Source organism: Micromonospora sp. ZG13 (assembly GCF_059359355.1).
In genome coordinates this window covers 60,381-77,451 of record NZ_JCADBQ010000012.1, presented here as the reverse complement: position 1 = coordinate 77,451, position 17,071 = coordinate 60,381, and the positions used below count along the sequence as shown (strand labels likewise).

Annotated in this window: 16 protein-coding genes; 5 read left to right on the top strand and 11 right to left on the bottom strand. The window is 76.4% G+C overall.

Translation table 11 applies throughout. The features are described from left to right. Positions 1-76: 76 nt before the first annotated feature. The 4 genes from AC5L34_RS22410 to AC5L34_RS22395 all read right to left on the bottom strand — a co-directional run bounded on the left by AC5L34_RS22410 (position 77) and on the right by AC5L34_RS22395 (position 4,154). Positions 77-1,162, bottom strand: coding sequence for a DNA polymerase III subunit beta family protein (locus AC5L34_RS22410; protein WP_494826878.1), 1,086 nt, complete (start codon positions 1,160-1,162; stop codon positions 77-79). A gap of 139 nt (positions 1,163-1,301) precedes the next feature. Then, positions 1,302-2,483, bottom strand: a complete 1,182-nt coding sequence (locus tag AC5L34_RS22405) for a saccharopine dehydrogenase family protein (RefSeq protein WP_494826827.1) — start codon at positions 2,481-2,483, stop codon at positions 1,302-1,304. Between the two features lie 43 nt (positions 2,484-2,526). Further along, on the bottom strand, positions 2,527-3,705 hold the full coding sequence (locus AC5L34_RS22400) for an alcohol dehydrogenase catalytic domain-containing protein (RefSeq protein WP_441175064.1): 1,179 nt from the start codon (positions 3,703-3,705) through the stop codon (positions 2,527-2,529). After that, on the bottom strand, positions 3,702-4,154 hold the full coding sequence (locus AC5L34_RS22395) for a hypothetical protein (protein WP_494826826.1): 453 nt from the start codon (positions 4,152-4,154) through the stop codon (positions 3,702-3,704). The genes AC5L34_RS22400 and AC5L34_RS22395 overlap by 4 nt, the downstream gene beginning before the upstream one ends. 188 nt (positions 4,155-4,342) lie before the next feature. On the opposite strand from AC5L34_RS22395, the gene AC5L34_RS22390 reads away from it, so the two are divergent. Further along, positions 4,343-7,399: a winged helix-turn-helix domain-containing protein gene (locus AC5L34_RS22390; protein ID WP_494826824.1), complete on the top strand. Its 3,057-nt coding sequence runs from the start codon at positions 4,343-4,345 to the stop codon at positions 7,397-7,399. Between the two features lie 162 nt (positions 7,400-7,561). Here the strand turns inward: AC5L34_RS22390 and AC5L34_RS22385 are convergent, their stop codons facing one another. The 3 genes from AC5L34_RS22385 to AC5L34_RS22375 all read right to left on the bottom strand — a co-directional run bounded on the left by AC5L34_RS22385 (position 7,562) and on the right by AC5L34_RS22375 (position 8,995). Further along, complete coding sequence (locus tag AC5L34_RS22385) at positions 7,562-8,107, bottom strand: DsbA family protein (RefSeq protein ID WP_441175061.1); 546 nt, start codon at positions 8,105-8,107, stop codon at positions 7,562-7,564. Continuing rightward, positions 8,104-8,226: a hypothetical protein gene (locus AC5L34_RS22380; protein ID WP_441175060.1), complete on the bottom strand. Its 123-nt coding sequence runs from the start codon at positions 8,224-8,226 to the stop codon at positions 8,104-8,106. The genes AC5L34_RS22385 and AC5L34_RS22380 overlap by 4 nt, the downstream gene beginning before the upstream one ends. An 82-nt stretch (positions 8,227-8,308) precedes the next feature. Beyond that, positions 8,309-8,995: a BON domain-containing protein gene (locus AC5L34_RS22375; RefSeq protein WP_494826821.1), complete on the bottom strand. Its 687-nt coding sequence runs from the start codon at positions 8,993-8,995 to the stop codon at positions 8,309-8,311. Between the two features lie 281 nt (positions 8,996-9,276). On the opposite strand from AC5L34_RS22375, the gene AC5L34_RS22370 reads away from it, so the two are divergent. Then, a complete protein-coding gene (locus AC5L34_RS22370; protein ID WP_494826819.1) occupies positions 9,277-12,063 on the top strand; it encodes a cellulose binding domain-containing protein in 2,787 nt (928 codons plus the stop codon). A 276-nt stretch (positions 12,064-12,339) separates the two neighbouring features. Further along, the gene (locus tag AC5L34_RS22365; RefSeq protein ID WP_441175057.1) at positions 12,340-12,978 is read left to right on the top strand and encodes a maleylpyruvate isomerase N-terminal domain-containing protein; all 639 of its coding nucleotides are present in this window, start codon (positions 12,340-12,342) and stop codon (positions 12,976-12,978) included. 144 nt (positions 12,979-13,122) lie between these two features. Here AC5L34_RS22365 and AC5L34_RS22360 read toward each other — a convergent pair whose 3' ends face one another. Together AC5L34_RS22360 and AC5L34_RS22355 are read right to left on the bottom strand one after the other, a co-directional pair. Further along, positions 13,123-13,530, bottom strand: a complete 408-nt coding sequence (locus tag AC5L34_RS22360) for a hypothetical protein (protein ID WP_088998997.1) — start codon at positions 13,528-13,530, stop codon at positions 13,123-13,125. A 174-nt stretch (positions 13,531-13,704) separates the two neighbouring features. Then, on the bottom strand, positions 13,705-13,851 hold the full coding sequence (locus AC5L34_RS22355; protein ID WP_157747040.1) for a hypothetical protein: 147 nt from the start codon (positions 13,849-13,851) through the stop codon (positions 13,705-13,707). A 329-nt stretch (positions 13,852-14,180) separates the two neighbouring features. On the opposite strand from AC5L34_RS22355, the gene AC5L34_RS22350 reads away from it, so the two are divergent. Beyond that, positions 14,181-14,543, top strand: a complete 363-nt coding sequence (locus AC5L34_RS22350) for an STAS domain-containing protein (RefSeq protein WP_088998998.1) — start codon at positions 14,181-14,183, stop codon at positions 14,541-14,543. A 45-nt stretch (positions 14,544-14,588) separates the two neighbouring features. Here AC5L34_RS22350 and surE read toward each other — a convergent pair whose 3' ends face one another. Together surE and AC5L34_RS22340 are read right to left on the bottom strand one after the other, a co-directional pair. Then, a complete protein-coding gene (gene surE / locus AC5L34_RS22345; RefSeq protein WP_441175056.1) occupies positions 14,589-15,413 on the bottom strand; it encodes a 5'/3'-nucleotidase SurE in 825 nt (274 codons plus the stop codon). Continuing rightward, positions 15,410-16,387, bottom strand: a complete 978-nt coding sequence (locus tag AC5L34_RS22340; protein ID WP_441175055.1) for a 1-phosphofructokinase family hexose kinase — start codon at positions 16,385-16,387, stop codon at positions 15,410-15,412. The genes surE and AC5L34_RS22340 overlap by 4 nt, the downstream gene beginning before the upstream one ends. A 174-nt stretch (positions 16,388-16,561) precedes the next feature. Here AC5L34_RS22340 and AC5L34_RS22335 point away from each other — a divergent pair, with 174 nt between their 5' ends. Further along, positions 16,562-17,041, top strand: coding sequence for an SRPBCC family protein (locus AC5L34_RS22335; RefSeq protein ID WP_441175054.1), 480 nt, complete (start codon positions 16,562-16,564; stop codon positions 17,039-17,041). Positions 17,042-17,071 lie beyond the last annotated feature (30 nt).

Here is a 17,071-nt window from a genome sequence, read left to right as displayed (position 1 = left end):
GTGGACCCACCGATGCTACCGTCGCGGCCCGGCCGCGCCCCGGCCCGGTCTCCACGACCCGCGCCGGACGCGGCGGTCAGAGCCGGATGGGCATCAGGACGGAGAACGCGTCGACGTCGTCCGGCCGGCGTACGGCCAGCGGGGCGATCGGGCCGTCCAACTCCAGCAGCAGCTGGCCCCGGCCGGCCGCGTCGAGCGCCTGGAGCAGGTAGCCGCCGTTGACCCCGACCCGCAACGCGTCCCCGGTCAGCTCGTCCGCGCCGAGCAGCCGCACCCCGCCCCGGCCGTCCGGGCCGAGCACGGTCACCGCGAGCGGGACGCCGTCGTGCCGGCGGGTGACGATGGGGGCGTCGGCGCTGGTCAGGGCCGCCCGCAGGGCGTCGGCGTCGACCGTCAGCCGGTGCGCCGGCCCGTCGTCGGCCGCCGGGCGGAGCAGGCGGCGGTGGTCCGGGAAGTCGTACGGCAGGGCGGCGGCGTCCACGGCGCGGCCGGCGACGGTGACCGAGATCGTGCCGTCGGCCACCGTCAGCACCGCCTCGGCGGCGCCTTCGGCGGTGGCGTCTTCGGCGGCGGCGTCGAGCAGGGCCCGCGCCTCGTCGACGAAGACGACCGGGGCGAGCACCCGCACCGCCGGCCCGTCGACCCGGGCGCCCGCCCGCGCCACCGCCAGCCGGTGCCGGTCGGTCGCCACCAGCCGTACGCCGTCGGCGTCGGACTCGATCAGCACGCCGCAGAGCATCGGCAGCTCGGGATCGGCGCCGACGGCGAAGCGGACCGCGTCCACGGCGGCGGCCAGGTCGACGCGGGACAGCACGAGGCTGGTGGCGGTCGGGCGCTCCCCGGCGTCGATCAGCGTACGGATGCGGGACAGCTCGCGGCGGGCGTCGGCGAGGCCGTCCTCCAGCCGGCGCAGGTGCGCGTCGAGCAGGCGGTGGACCTGCGCCGGTTCGCAGCGCAGCGCGACGGCGATCTCGGCGACCGGCATGCCGACCCGGCGCAGCCCGGCCACCAGGCGGGCCGGCGCCACCTGGTCGTCGGTGTACCAGCGGTAGCCGGTCACCGGGTCGACCAGGGCCGGGGCCAGCACCCCGGCCGAGTCGTAGAACCGCAGGGCGCTCACGGTCAGCCCGCTGGCGCGGGCCAGCTCGCCGATGCTGCGCAGGTCGCTCTCCACGCCGCTGATCCTGCCGCCTCGACCTGGTCGAGGGTCAACCCGCCGACCTCTGCTCCCGCCCGCTCCGAGGGCCCGGCTCCCGTCCGGTCCGGCTCCCGCACCCGTGCGGTCCGGGGCACCGCACCCGTCAGGCCGGGGTGTCCAGGACCCGGAAGGTCATGCCCGCGCGTACCAGCCGGTCCAGCAGCGCGTCGCCCATCGCCGTCACCGGGGTGACCTGGCCCGCCGTGGCGGGCAGATCGTCGCCGGCCAGGCAGAGCGCCGACTCGGCGAGCATCTTCGCCGTCTCGTCGTAGCCGGGGTCGCCGCCGGCCACCTCGGTGAGCACCCGCCGACCGCCGCCCGTGCCGACGAACCGCACCCGGAACCAGGACTTCGCCCGCTGCTGCGGCGTCGGCCCCTGCCCGGAGGCGAGCCGACCGAGCAGCCAGCGCCGGGTCGGCGGCAGCTTCACCAGGGCCACCAGCCCGCCCAGCCCGACCCCGCCGGCCAGCACCGTGGGCAGCCGCTTCACCGCCGCGAAGTGCCGATAGCGGAAGTCGGGCCCGTACTCCGGGCGGGCGGCGGCGGAGCGGCGGACCACCTGCGGGTCGATGGTCGGCAGCGGCACCGTCCACATGCCCAACTCCTTGGAGCGGGCGAGGCGGCCGGGCACCGCGCGGACCCGCCGCCCGGTCGGTCGCGGCTCGACCTGCCGCCGCTCGCGGGCCGCCCGGGACGCCTCGGCGGTACGGGAGAAGGCGGTGAGCGCCGAGTGGTACGTGCCGGCGGAGAACCGCCCGCCCGCCCGGACGAAGCCGTCGACGGTGACCGGCACGTCGTCCGGCAGGTGCTTGAGCGTGAACCAGACGCCCAGGTCGTGCGGGATCGAGTCGAACCCGCAGGCGTGCACCAGCCGCGCCCCGGTGCGCTCGGCCTCGGCGTGGTGGCGCACGTACATCAGGTCGACGAACTCGGGCTCGCCGGTGATGTCGAGGTAGTCGGTGCCGGCGCGGGCACAGGCGGCGACCAGCGGCTCCCCGTGGTGCACGTACGGGCCGACGGTGGTGGCCACCACCCGGGCGTTCTCGGCCACCGCCCGCAGCGACTCCGCGTCGGTGACGTCGGCGGTGAGCAGGGGCAGCCCGACCAGCTCCGGGTCGATCGCGACCAGCCGGTCCCGTACGGCGGCCAGCCTGTCCGGGTTGCGTCCGGCGAGCGCCCAGCGAAGCCTCGGCGGGGCGTTGCGGGCCAGGTACTCGGCGGTCAACCCGCCGGTGAAGCCGGTCGCCCCGAACAGGACGACGTCGTACGTCCGCTGCTCACCCATCCGCCGAGTCTGCCACCCGGGACGGCCGGTCGCAGCGGTCCGCTCAACCGGCCGACGGCGGGAGGTCGGGGTCGAACACGGTGCGTACGCAGCCGTCGGTCCGGTCCCGGAACAGCGCGTACCCCTGCGCGCCCCGCTCCAGGGGCAGCCGGTGGGTGGCCAGATGCTCGGTACGCAGCTCGTCGCGGGCCATCCGCTCCAGCAGCATCGGGATGTAGCGCTGCCCGTGCTGCCGCGCGCCCCGCACCGTCAGCCCCTTGCTCGTCACCGCACCCAGCGGGAAGGCGTCGACGAAGCCGGTGAACTCGCCCAGCAGGAAGACCGAGCCGCCCTTGCGGCAGGCGTGCACCGCCTCGCGGACCGCGGCCGGTCGCTCGGCGCCGCCGGTGAACCGGTCGGCCAGCGATCGGAGGCCGTGCCCGTTCCACGCCGCCCCGACCGCCTCGACGCACACGTCCGGGCCCCGCCCGCCGGTGCGTTCACGCAGCTCGGCGGTGACGTCGGCGCGGCGGGGGTCGATCGTCTCCGCGTCCGCGTGCCGCTCGGCCATGCGCAGCCGCCCCTCCTCGGGATCGACGACGACGACCCGTTCCGCGCCGAGCAGCCGTGCGGCCCGCGCCGCGAGCTGCCCGACGGCGCCCGCACCCCAGACCGCCACCACGTCGCCGGGGCGCACCTGACCCAGCTCCGCGCCCATCCAGCCGGCCGGCGCGGCGTCGGAGGCGAACAGGGCGCGGTCGTCGCCGACCGCCTCCGGCACGGTGAACGCGCCGACGTCCGCGTACGGCACCCGGACGTACTCGGCGTGGCTGCCGGCGAAGCCGCCCATCGCCCGGGGCTGACCGAACGCGCCCCCGGTGGGGTGGCCCCAGGCCGCCTCGGCGACGGCCGGGTCGGCGCTGCCGTTGTCGCAGCAGGAGGGCAGGTCGCGCCGGCAGTACCAGCAGCTGCCGCAGGCGACCGACGAGCAGACCACCACCCGGTCGCCGACCCGGTGCCGGCGTACCTGCGGGCCGACCTCGACCACCTCGCCGAGGAACTCGTGGCCGAGCACGTCGCCGACGGCGAGGAAGGGCACCCGCCCGGCCAGCAGCGGCAGGTCCCCGCCGCAGGTGGCGCTCCGCCGGACCCGCACGATGGCGTCGTGGCCGTTGCGCAGCTCCGGGTCGGGCACCTGCCGTACCGCCAGCTCGCCCGCGCCCACCCAGCACAGCGCCCTCATCGCGGCCCCGCCGGACGGTCGGCCGGCCGGCGGTCCGCGCGCAGCACCTCGCCGGTCTCCGCGAGCTGCTTGGCCTCCCACAACGCCCGGCGCACCAGCAGGCCGGGGTCGTCGCCGACCAGGTGGGCGGCGAGGCCGGCGGGGGCCGCGCCCGGCACCGGCCGGGCGGCCAGCTCCGTGCCCCGGCAGCCGGGGGCCGGCCGCAGCTCGACCTGCACCGCGGCGCCGAGCCGGCGCAGCGGCTCCGGCCAGCGGCCACCGGGCAGCACGTCGCCGGGCGCGCGGTCGACCGTCACCACCTGCCAGCGGCCGGGCCGCGGATCGGCGCCGGCCGCGCGGGGCCACGCCGACCCCCGCCGTCGTACGGCCAGCGCCCGGCCCGCCGCCGCGAGGGCGAGCGCCGCCCCGGCCCCTCCCGCGAGGCGTCCCCTCCGTCCCCGCCCGTCCACCCCTGCCCGCCTCCCGTCGCTCCCCGCGCCGGACGCGCACCGGCGCGCGCGGACTCGCCCGCGTACGCCCAGGATCGTCCGGGGCGGGGTGAAGCCGGGTCCCCCCGAAGGGGTGAACGGGCCCGCGCCGGGTAACCGCCGCCGGCGGGACCTGGGGGAGTCGGACGCATCGGTGGAGGGCGGGCCGGATGCCGGAGCACGTACGGGACACAGGGGTCGTCGCGGTCGCGGACGGGTCGGCCGGCGCGCCGCTGCTGGCGTCGCGGCTGTGCCCCGCCCCGCCGCCGGAGCCGCTGGTGCTGCGGCCCCGGCTGCTGCGGGCGCTGGACGAGGGGACCGCCGGCCCCGTCACCCTGGTCCGCGCCCCGGCGGGGTGGGGCAAGACGACGCTGCTCGCCTCCTGGTTCCGGGCGGCCGACGAGGCCGGCGCGCACCGGGGCCGGGTGGGGGAGGGGCCGGTGACCGCCGCCGCCGAGGGGGCCCGGGACGACGGGCCGGCCGGCGCCGCGCCCGGCGACTTCGGCGCGGCGGCGGGCGCACCGGCACGACCCGACCGGCCCCGGGCGGCCTGGGTCTCCGTGGAGGCCGGCGACGACGGCAACCGGCTCTGGGCCTACCTCGCGGCGGCACTGCGCGCGGCCACCGCGCCCGCCGACGACGCGCCGTACCCGCCCGTGCCCGACCGGCCGCCGCGCCCCGACCAGCTGGAGGTGCTGGCCGCGGCCCTCGCCGCCCGGGAACGCCCGGTGCTGCTGGTCCTGGACGACCTGCACCGGATCACCGACCCGGCGGCGCTGACGGGCCTGGAGTTCCTGCTCCGCCACGCCGAGCAGCGGCTGCGGCTAGTGGTCGGCGCCCGCGCGGGGATGCCCCTGGCCGTGCACCGGCTGCGGCTGGCCGGGGAGCTGACCGAGATCGGCCCCGACGAGCTGGCCTTCACCGGCGACGAGGTCGCCGACCTGCTGACCGCGCACGCCGTGGCGCTGCCGGCGGCCGGGGTGCGCCGGCTGCGGGAGCGCACCGGCGGCTGGCCGGCGGCGCTCCGCTTCGCCGCGCTGGCGTTGCGCGACCAGCCGGACCCGGCCCGCTGGGCCGAGCAGTTCGGCGGCGACCAGCCGGACGTGGCCGGCTACCTGCGCGAGGAGGTGCTCGCCGGGCTCGACCCGGACGCGCGGGACGTGCTGCGCCGCTCCGCCGTCGTCGACGCCGTCTGCGCCGGCCTGGCCGACGCGCTGACCGGCCGCACCGACGCCGGGCAGACGCTGGCCGCCCTGGCCGGCGACGGCGGGCTGCTGCGCCGTGACGACAGCCGCCCGCCCTGGTACCGCTGCCCCCCGCTCCTGACCGACCTGCTGCACGCCGAGCTGGGTCGGCTGCCCGCCGACGAGCTGCGCGACCTGCACCTGCGCGCCGCCGACTGGTACGCCGACAACGGGCGGCCCGCCGACGGGCTGCGCCACGCGCTCGCCGGCGGCGACCACGGGCGGGCCGCCGCGCTCTTCGTGTCCCGCTGGCCGGAGCTGATCCCGTACGACCGGGACACGCCCGCCGGCCGGGCGCCCGCGCCCCCGCCGCCGGAGGCCGTACGCCGCGATCCGGAACTCGGGCTGGCCTGCGCCGCCGAGCGGGCCCGGGCCGGCGACGTCACCGCCGCGACCGGGCACCTGCGCGGCGCGGTCGAGGCCGCCCGGACGCTGCCCGCGCCGCGTCGGGACCGGTTCCGGCGGCTGGTCACCGCGCTGGAACTCACCCTGGCCCGGCTGGCCGGCGACCCCGAGGCGGTACGCGCCGCAGCCGCCCGGCTGCTCGCCATCCGTCCCGCCCCACCGGCGCCGTCGGCGGCGGTGCCCTCGTCGGTGCCCTCGCGATCGTCGGTGCCCCTGTCGGCGTCGGTGCCCTCGTCGGCGGTGCCGGCCGCAGCGGTGCCGTCCCCGGTGGCCGGCGGGGTAGCGCGGCACCCGGCGCAGCCGGAGAGCACCGCCGACGGGCTGCTCGCCGCGCCGGTGTCGGGCGAGCCGCGCGGAGCCGCCGCCGAGGACGCCGACGTGCGGGCGGTGGCCGGCACCGCGCTGGGCCTCACCGCCCTCGCGGACGGGGACCTGCCCGGGGCCGCCCTCGCCTTCGCCCGGTCGCTGTCGGCGGCCCGGGAGGCCGGACGGCCGCGTACGGAGCTGGTCGGCGCCAGCCGGGCGGCCGTGCTGCACGCCGTCCGGGGCGAGCTGCGGGCCGCCGAGACCCTCGCCCGCGACGCCCTCGCCATGCCGCCCTGCCACGGCTGGTCCTGCCGGGAGGACTGCGCCCACGCGTACCTGGCCCTGGCCCTGGTCGCGCTGCACCGGGACCAGCCCGAGGAGGCGGAGGCGAACCTGGCGCTGGCCGGGCCGGCCACCGGCGAACCCGTGGTGGGGGCGGTGGTTGCGCTGTGCCGGGCGTACCTGCTCCGCGACGCCGGTGACCTGCCCGAGGGGCACCGGGTGCTGGCCGAGGCGCGGGAACGGCTGACCGACCGGCCCCGGGCCGGCGAGCTGGCGCACCGGCTGCTGGCCGTGGAGGCGGACCTGCGCGCGGCACGGGGCGACCTGACCGCCGCCCGCGACCTGCTCGCCGACCCGGTACGCGACACCGCCGCCCCGTCGCCTACAGCCGCCCCGTCGCCGACAGCCGCCCCGTCGCTGGCCGTCGCGCTCGCCCGGGTGGAGTTGCGGGCCGGCGACCCGCGCGCCGCCGGGTACGCGCTGCCCGACTGGGAGTCGCCGGAGGCGGCCGGCTGGCCGCTGCCCGTACGCCTGGACGCCGCCGTGCTGGACGCGGTGCTGGCCCGGCGCGCGGGCGACGACCGGCGGGCCGGCCGGCTGCTGGAGCGTGCCCTCGACCTGGCCGGGCCGGAGGGCTTCCGGCGGCCGTTCACCCGCGCCGAGCCCGGTGTCCGTGACCTGCTCGCCGCGCACCTGGACGCCGGTACGGCGCACTGGCCGACCGTCAGCGACCTGGTCCGGGGTGCCGACGCGCCGCCCGAGCGGGCCCCGGCGGAACAGGGCGCGGCGGCGCTCGACGAGCCGCTGACCGAGCGGGAGCTGACCATCCTGCGCTATCTGCAGAGCATCCTGTCGAACGTGGAGATCGCGGCCGAGCTGTCCCTGTCGGTCAACACGGTCAAGACCCACGTGCGCAACATCTACCGCAAGCTGGCCGCCACCCGCCGCCGCGAAGCCGTCCGCCGAGCCCGCGACCTCCACCTGATCTGACCCACCCCACCCCGCCCGTCCGCCCTCCGCCGCGGTGATCATGAGGTTTGCGTCCCGGGAAGGCGCTCCCAGTACGCAAACCTCGTGATCGACCAATCCGGAGGCGGCCCGGAGGCCGGCCTTCCGGAGGTGGTCCGGTGGGCTGGGGCGGTCAGGTGGGTGTCAGGGGGTGGCGGCGTCGACCGCCGCCAGGAGGTCCGCGACGTCGTAGTCCCCGTCGTGGCGGGTGCCGTTGACGAACAGCGTCGGGGTGGCGTGGACGCCGCTGCGGATGCCGCCCACGAAGTCGTGCCGCACCCGGTCGCCGTGCGCCTGCCGCTCCACTTCCGTGGCGACCTCGTCGGCGGGCAGGCCGAGCTGCTCCATGCCGAGCGACAGGTGCACGGGGTCGAGCTGATCCTGGTGCTCGTAGAGCCAGTCGTGCATCGCCCAGAACTGCCCGCGCCGGCCGGCCGCCTCGGTCGCCTCGGCGGCCTGCTCGGCGTACGGGTGCACGTTGGTGATCGGGAAGTGCCGGTACACCAGCCGCACCGTCTCGGCCCGCTGCCGCAGCAGCTCCCGCAGGTTCGCGTACGCGGCCCCGCAGAACCGGCACTGGAAGTCGGCGTACTCGACGATCGTCACCGGCGCGTCGACCGGCCCGCGGACGTGGTCGTGGTCGGTCACCGGGGTCCGTAGGCGCGCGGTGACCTGGAGCGGGGTGGTCATCGGGTGCCCACCGCCGATCCGGCGTCGAGGCGCTGCGGCGCGGCCCCGGGCAGGGCGGCCGGCAGACAGGACCGGACCGTGGCGGGCCCGGGTCGGGTCGACCCCTTCGGATCAGTCATGCCTCCCACCCTTCCCGCCACGGGGTGAGGGCGGCTCACCCCGCCGGGGTGGTTCCCCTGTCCGCTCGATGGGCGCGCCCGTTCAGCCCAGCACCGGGGCGACCGCGATGTGGTTCTGCACCTCGCGGATGCCCGGCGCGCACCAGACGGTCCGCTCCACCTCGGCCCGCTCGGGCATCGAGTGGACCAGCCCGCCGAGCACCACCGTGTCGCCGTGCACCCGGACGGTGATCCGCTCCGCCGGGGTGGCCCGGTTGCGCGCCAGCGCGTCGACGATCCGGATCGCCAGGGCGTGCCCGTCCGGCCGGGTGTCGGGGCGGACGGTGATGCCGTTGCTGATCCCGCGTACGCCCGTCAGCCGGGCCACTGCGCGTTCGGCGGCGCGGCGCTGGTACTCCCACTCCACCTCGCCGTGCAGCGTGACCCAGCCCTGCGAGACGGTCACGTCGAGCTGCTCCAGGGGAACGAACGCGTCCCACTCCAGCGCGTGCCCGGCCGCGGCGGCGATGTCCGGGTCGGCGCGTTCCGCGCCGGTGCCGAGGCGTACGGCCAGGTCGTTGGCGACCGCCCGGACGCGCGTCACCCGGTGCGCCGCCCGTTCGGCGGCCCACTTCTTGGCGTAGCTGTCCACCCGGCCGGTCAACGTCACCACGCCCTCGGCGACCGTCACGCCGATCTCGTGCGGCCGTACCCGGGGTTCCCAGGCCAGCTCGTCGAGGACGGCCGACTGGATGTCCTGGTCGCTGCGGCTGATCGTCTCGATGGCCATCTGTCACTCCTCACGGGATAGCTGCCCGATGCGCATGCTTCCGCCGGAACCGATCCTGACGCGGGGGTGGGTGAGGCTTCCTCACCCGACCCGGGCGACTTCTGGGAGCGCTTCCATGCAGCCCGTGGAGTCGGTTAGGGTGAGCGCGTTCCTCGGGTGCGGGAGCCGTCGCGCCGATGACCGGAGCCAGGGCAGCTCCGGCGCGATTCCGCACGTCCCCGTCGCCGGGCGTGGCCGTCACCACGTCCGCCCCGGCTTTCCGTACCCGGAAGGAACCGCAGATGCGGAGAAGTTACGTCGGCGCGGTCGTGTCCGCGCTGGTCGTCGCCGCGGCCGTCGTGGCGACACCGTTCACCGCGGCCGGCGCGCCCGCCGCCACCGCAGCCGCCGAGGCGTACGCCTGGAAGAACGTCCGGATCGACGGCGGCGGCTTCGTCCCCGGCATCGTCTTCAACCCCACCGAGAAGAACCTGATCTACGCCCGCACCGACATCGGCGGCATGTACCGGTGGGAGCAGGGCAGCCAGTCCTGGACACCGCTGCTGGACTGGGTCGGCGCCGACAAGTGGGGCTGGAACGGTGTGGTCAGCGTCGCCACCGACCCCGTGCAGACCAACCGGGTGTACGCGGCCGTCGGCATGTACACCAACGACTGGGACCCGAACAACGGGGCCATCCTGCGCTCGGCCGACAAGGGCGCCACCTGGCAGGTCACCGAGCTGCCGTTCAAGAACGGCGGCAACATGCCCGGCCGGGGCATGGGCGAGCGGCTCGCTGTCGACCCCAACAGGAACAGCATCCTGTACTACGGCGCCGAGGGCGGCAACGGCCTGTGGCGCAGCACCGACTTCGGGGCGACCTGGGCCAAGGTGGCCAACTTCCCCAACGTCGGCAACTACCGGGCCGACCCGAGCGACCCGAACGGCTACAACGGCCAGAACCAGGGCCTGACCTGGGTCAGCTTCGACAAGAGCACGGGTACGACCGGCGCCGCCACGCAGACGATCTACGTCGGCGTGGCCGACAAGGAGAACCCCGTCTACCGCAGCACGAACGGCGGCGCCACTTGGGAGCGGATCGCCGGGCAGCCGACCGGCTACCTCGCGCACAAGGGCGTCGTCGACCCGGTGGGCGGCTTCCTCTACATCGCCACCAGCGACACCGGCGGCCCGTACGACGGCGGCAAGGGCGACGTGTGGAAGTTCAGCCGTGCCACCGGCGCGTGGACGCGGATCAGCCCCGTCCCGTCGACCAGCACCGACGCGTACTTCGGCTACAGCGGCCTGACCATCGACCGGCAGCAGCCGAACACCCTCATGGTCGCCACGCAGATCTCTTGGTGGCCGGACGCGATCTTCTGGCGCAGCACCGACGGCGGCGCCACCTGGACCCGGATCTGGGAGTTCACCAGCTACCCGAACCGGTCCAAGCGCTACACCATGGACGTCAGCTCCGTGCCGTGGCTGACCTTCGGCAGCAACCCGGCGCCGCCGGAGGAGACCCCGAAGCTCGGCTGGATGAACGAGTCGGTGGAGATCGACCCGCACGACAGCAACCGCTTCCTGTATGGCACGGGCGCCACCATCTACGGCAGCACCGACCTCACGAAGTGGGACACCGGCAGCCAGTTCACCATCAGGCCCATGGTCAAGGGCCTGGAGGAGACCGCCGTGCTGGACCTGGTCAGCCCACCCTCGGGGGCGCCGCTGGTCAGCGCGCTCGGCGACATCGGGGGCTTCCGGCACACCGACCTGGACGCCGTACCGCCGATGATGTTCACCCAGCCGAACTTCACCAGCACCACCAGCCTCGACTACGCCGAGACGAAGCCGGCCGTGATGGTGCGGGCCGGCAACTTCGCCGACGCGGACCGGCCGGGCGACAGCCACGTCGCCTTCTCCACCGACGGCGGGGCCAACTGGTTCCAGGGCACCGAACCGTCCGGCGTCAACAGCGGCGGCACGGTCGCCGCCTCGGCCGACGGCAGCCGGTTCGTCTGGGCCCCGGGTGACGCCGGCCAGCAGGTGGTGCACTCGGTCGGCTTCGGCACCTCCTGGACCGCGTCGACGGGCGTCCCGGCGAACGCGACGATCGAGTCCGACCGGGTGAACCCGAACAAGTTCTACGGCTTCGCGGGCGGCAGGTTCTACGTCAGCACCGACGGCGGGGCCAGTTTCACCGCCTCGGCCGCCGCCGGCCTCCCCGCCACCGGCACCGTCAAGTTCAAGGCGCTGCCCGGCAGGGAGGGCGAGTTGTGGCTGGCCGGCGAGGGCGGACTGTGGCGCTCGACCGACTCCGGGGCCACCTTCACCAAGCTGGCGGGGGTGGGCAGCGCCGGCAACGTCGGCTTCGGCAAGGCCGCGCCCGGCCGGACGTACCCCGCGCTGTACCTCTTCGGCACCGTCGACGGCCGACCCGGCGTACACCGCTCGGACGACACCGGCGCGAGCTGGGTCCGGATCAACGACGACCGGCACCAGTACGGCAACGCGGGCGAGGCCCTGACCGGCGATCCCCGGGTCTACGGCCGGGTCTACCTCGGCACCAACGGCCGGGGCATCCTCGTGGCGGACCGGCTCGGCGGCACGCCCGACCCGTCGCCGACCACCTCCACGCCACCACCGACCACGCCGCCGCCCACCACCCCGCCGCCCACGACGCCGCCACCGACCACGCCGCCGCCCACCACCCCGCCGCCCACGACGCCGCCACCGAGCACCCCGCCGCCCACGACGCCACCGCCCACGACGCCGCCGCCGACCAGCGGCTGCACCGCGACCTACCGGGTGACCGGCTCCTGGCAGGGCGGCTTCCAGGGCGAACTGGTGGTCCGCAATGCCGGCAGCGCGGCGATCGCCGGCTGGACGGTGGGCTGGACCTTCCCCGACGGCCAGAAGATCACCCAGCTCTGGGGCGGCACCCACACCCAGACCGGGGCGACCGTCTCCGTCCGCGACGCCGGCTGGAACGGCGCCCTCGGCGCGGGCGCCACCGCCACCGCCGGCTTCCTGGCCAGTACGACCGGGGCGAACACCGCGCCGAGCACCGTCACCTGCACCGCCCGCTGACCGCCCCAACGGCCGCGCACGCCGGAGCCCCGTCGACGGGACTCCGGCGTGCGCCGTTCGGCCGGGCGGCTGCCGGCTCCGCCCACCGCGCGGCTTGCCCCTCTACCCACCGCGCGGCTTGCCCCTCTACCCACCGCGCGGCTTGCCCCTCTACCCAGCGCGTGGCCTGCGGCTGGGCCGCCGCGTGCTGCCGGCCGATCGGGCACGTATCGAGGGGAGTCGGTGTCCCGGTCGGCCATAGGCTCGGGGGATCGCCCGTCGAAGGAGGGATCCTCCGTGAGTCCGATCAGGACGGCCTACCTCACCGCCGCGCGTTCGGCGGCGGACCTGCTCGCCGGCCCCGCCGTCGCGAACCGCTGGGACGAACCGAGCGCCCTGCCGGCGTTCGGAGTGGCCGGGCTGGCCGGTCACCTCGCCAACCAGGTGCTCGGCGTCCCCGCCGTGCTGGCCGCGCCCGTTCCCGCCGGCGACCCCGTGGGGCTGCTCGACCACTACGCGCGCGGCGGCTGGCTCGGCGCCCCGGTCGACGCCACGGTGAACGTCGTCATCCGCCGCGTCGGTGACGGCCTCGCCGCCGACGGCCCCGCCGCCCTGGCCGACCGGTACGCGGCCACGCTGCGCGAGCTGACCCGCGTACTGCCGGCGGAGCCGCCCGCGCGGGTGGTGCACGTGCGCCACGGTCCGTGGTCGCTCACCCTGGACGACTACCTGGTCACCCGGCTGATGGAACTCGTCGTGCACGCCGACGACCTCGCGGTCAGCGTCGGCGTGCCCACCCCGGAACTGCCGGCGGAGGTGGTCGACCCGGTGCTGACGCTGCTGGCCCGGCTCGCCGTACGCCGGCACGGGCAGCCGGCCGTGCTGCGCGCGCTGAGCCGGGCGGAGCGGGCGCCGACGAGCGTCGCGGCCCTCTGAGGCGCACCGTGCGGTGAGGTGCCGCCGGCTCTGGCCCGAGCCGGAGACGCCGGCGAAGACCGTCGGGCGTCACCCGCAACGGGCGCGGGCCCCGGCCGACGCTGGGTCGGCCGGGGCCCGTGCGCCGAGCCCGGGTCGGGCGGGTCAGCCGTCGAGGCCGACGGGGGAGTTGGGCCGGTCGACGTCGACGAACTCGATGTCGTCCATCGCCCGGTCGCCCCGGCTGCCGGCGGCCCGCGCGGCGGTGCCGGCGGCCCAGCCGATCGCCGCACCGACGAGCGCGGCGCCGACCAGCAGCGTCCAGGGCAGCGCGGGCCGGCGGCCGGCCAGCGCGTCGAAGGCCAGGGTGGCCCGTCGGCGTGCCTCGTCCGCCGCGGAGCCCACCAGGTCGCCGGCCTCGTCGGCGAGACCGGAGCCGCCCCGGCGGGCGGAACGCGCGGTGTCCCGGACGCTGTCACCGGCGGAGCTGACCGCCGAGACCAGGTGCTGCCACGCCTGGTCCGCGATCCGCTCGGGCTTGTTGCGGCGGTCCAGCAGGTTGCTTCCGAACATGGTGGGTTACCTCCTCGGGTGCCGAAGCCGCGCGGCCACTTCGGACTTCGGCGTCGGACCGGCGGGTGACGGTTCGCTCGTTCCCGCCTGTGCCCCGTCGGGCGGCCCGGCAAACCCCGGCGTGGCGGGTGCCGCGGCCCGTGCCGCCCGGCGGGGTGGTGCGCGGGCCCGGCGTCAGCGCAGCACGACCGCCGCCGTCACACCCCTGGCGAAGTCGTCGTCATCGTCGTCGTCATCGCCGCCTCCGCCGCCGAAGCCGCAGGCCAGTACGAGGGCCAGCAGCGCGCTGACGCCGGCGAGCGCGGCAAGTCTCCTGAGCATCGATCGTCCTCCCGGTCGCAGTCGTGTCTCCGAGCCGATGCTAGGCAGAACGGGCAAGGCCGGGGGCCGAAGCGGGACAGGCCACGCCCGGGGTACGGCTGCTGGGCGTTGCCGGACACAGCCGGCTACCCTGGGGGCGCGACGCGTCAGCGGAAGCTGATCGTCTGGTGGACAAAACGTCAATAGTGCGGATAAGGGCGACGTGCCGCGCCCTGGTCCGCGAATTGCTCATCCCGAGGGGTGGCGACCGAGGCCGTCGGAGGAATACTCTCGGTCGCGGCCCGCGTACTGATGAGGCGCCCGTCGGACGGGCGAGTGGAGGTGCTCGCGTGAGCCTGTCGATCGTGAAGTCGGTCCTGCCCGGTGGTGTCATCGAGATCGCCCCGCGGGGGGAGATCGACGTCGACACCGCGTACGAGGTGCGTGAGGCGATCGCCGAGGTCCTGACCAAGGGGCGTCCCGGCCGGATCGAGCTGAACATGCGGCTCGTCACCTTCATCGACTCGGTGGGCATCAGCGCGATGGTCGCCGGCTTCCAGACCGCCGAGGTGAGCGGCGTCAAGCTCGTCGTCACCGAGCCGAGCCGGTTCGTGCACCGGCAGCTCTGGGTGACCGGCCTGCTCGGCCTCTTCGGCGCCCCCGAGCCCTACTACGCCGGCGCGCCCACGCCCGAGGTCCTTCCCGGCGCCTGACGGCCGCCGGCACCACCCCGGCCGCGCCGCTGGGGTGTGCGTCGCTCAGGCGTCGCCGAGGCCCGACAGGTCGACGTCCGTCACCTCGGTGACCGCGCGGATCGCCGTCACCGAGGCGTACCCGTCGGCCAGCAGGGCCAGGTCGGTGCCGGGCTGCACGGCCTGCCCGGGCTCCTCCAGCGACGTGCGGACGAAGCCGTGCCCGGCCTCCGCCACCGTCATCTGCACCTGACCGAAGCTGGCCAGGGTGCCCCGGCGCACCCCGCGCAGCCGGTTGTGCGGCAGGTCCGGCGCGTTCACGTTGAGCACGCTCTCCACGGGCCCGGCCGTGAGCCGGGGCAGCAGGTCCAGGGCGACCCGGGCGGCCGTCTGCCAGTGCCGCTCGGCGTCGCGTACCCGGGCGGCGGCGGCCACCGCGGCGCCTCCGCTGGCGGCCGTGGCCTCCCCGGCCGAGAGCACGTCGAGCGAGACGGCCATCGCCCGGCAGCCGTTCGCGGCGGCGGTGAAGGCGGCCCCCACCGTGCCCGAGTGCAGCACCGCGCGGCCCGCGTTCGCGCCCCGGTTGATGCCGGAGAGCACCACCGTCGGCGAGGGCCCGAACGCGCCGTGCACCGCGATCAGCGCGATGAAGCCGGGGGAGCCGCCCACCGCGTACGCCGGCACCCCCGGCAGTTCCGGCAGCGGATGCTCGCGGACCACCACGTGCCCGTCCCGCTCCACCGCGGTCATCGCGGCGCTGGTGCCGCTCGCCTCCTCCAGCGGAGCGGCGACGACGACGTCCAGGCCCCGGTCCGCCGCCGCCCGCGCCAGCGCCTGGATGCCGGGCGCGGCGATCCCGTCGTCGTTGGTGACCAGCACCCGCAGCGTCATCGCCCGGCCGCCCGGTCGGCCAACTCGTCGGGGCTGGTCCGCTCCTGCGGCCGGTTGCCGGCCGGTACGAGGCGCACCCGGTCGACCAGGCCGGTGATCGAGTCGAGCCGGCCGGTGCCCAGGCCGTGCCGGGTCACGTTCAGCGCGCCGGCCGCCGCCCCGGTACGGATGGCGGTGCGGATGTCGCCGCCGCGCGCCACCACGGCCGCCACCCCGGCGGTCATCGAGTCGCCCGCCCCACGCGGGTCGGCCGCCTCCAGCCGGGGCATCTCCACCTCGAAGACCTCGCCGTCGACCAGGGCGAGGGCGGGCTTGTCGGCCCGGCTCACCACCACGTTCTCGGCGCCGCCGGCGTGCAGGTCGTACAGGGCCCGGGTGAGCTGCTCCTCCTCCTCGCCGTCGACGCGGCCGTCGGCGATCAGCTCCTCATGGCTGATCTTGAGGAAGAAGACGCCGCTGTCCAGCACGGCGTCGAGGTGCTCGCCGCAGAGGTCGACCACCACCCGGCTGCCGTTGGCCCCGAGGTCGGCGGCGAACCGCCGGTAGAGGTCGGCCGGGACCAGCGACGGCTCGTTCGGCCCGCTCAGCACGCTGACCGTGGCGCGCAGGCCCTCGCCGAGCGCCAGGTTGTAGAGCTCGTCCAACTCGTGCCGGCTGAGCGGCTGACCTGGCACGTCCACGATCTCCTGCCGGGAGCCCTCGCGGCGGTCGTGCACGTACCCGCCGCTGCCGGAGTCGCGTACCACGACCTTCAGGTTGACCCCCTCGCTGACGAGCAGGGGCTCCAGCACCTGGCCGATCTCGCCCCCGAGGGCGGTGCAGAGCACCACGTCGACGCCGAGCGACATCACCATCCGGGCCTGCCAGACGCCCTGCCCGCCGGGGTGCAGGTGCAGCTCCGCGGCGTCGCTGGGCTGGTCGACGGTCACCGTCAGCCGGGGCGTGGGCGCGAAGACCATCACGTGCCCGCTCATCCGTCGTACCCGTTCATGCGCCCACCCCTGACCAGTACGTGCCGTGACCATCCATCAGCTGACCGTAGTGGGCCCGCCAGCCGGACGTCCGCACTCCGGGCGGGATCGGCGCGGCGTTGCCAGGGCGCCCGGCATACGCGACGATCGGGCGACCATCGGCGGTGGGGAGACGGCGTGCTCAGGCGGAGTTCCTTCAGCTACACCGTCCAGGCGCGCTGCTCCATGGCGCGGGCCGCGGCGTTGCTCGTCGATCCGAGGAGGCAGGAGGGCCTGCATCCGCTGATCGTCCGGGTCCGGCGGGTGCCGCCCCGCCCCGGTGCCCGGGCCAGCTACGACATCACCGACCGGCTGGCCGCCGGGCCGCTACGGCTGCCGATCACCTACCGGGCCGACGTCCTGGTCGACGAGCCCGACGAGATCGTCACCGTGGCCCGGCAGTGGCCCGCCACCACGGTGCGCAACCACACCCGGCTGCGGGCGGAGCCCGACGGCGTGGTCCGCGTCGACGTGGACATCACCCTCGCCGCGCCCGCGCCGCTCTTCGGCTACGCGTTCCGCCAGGCGCGCGCCGCCCACCTCGGACTGGCCGCGCGCCTCGCTGCTGTCCTCGACGGTGCCGCACCGCAGCCGCCACCCGCCGACACGCCCCGGTGACCCGCGCCGGGCGGGGCACCGGGGCGTGGG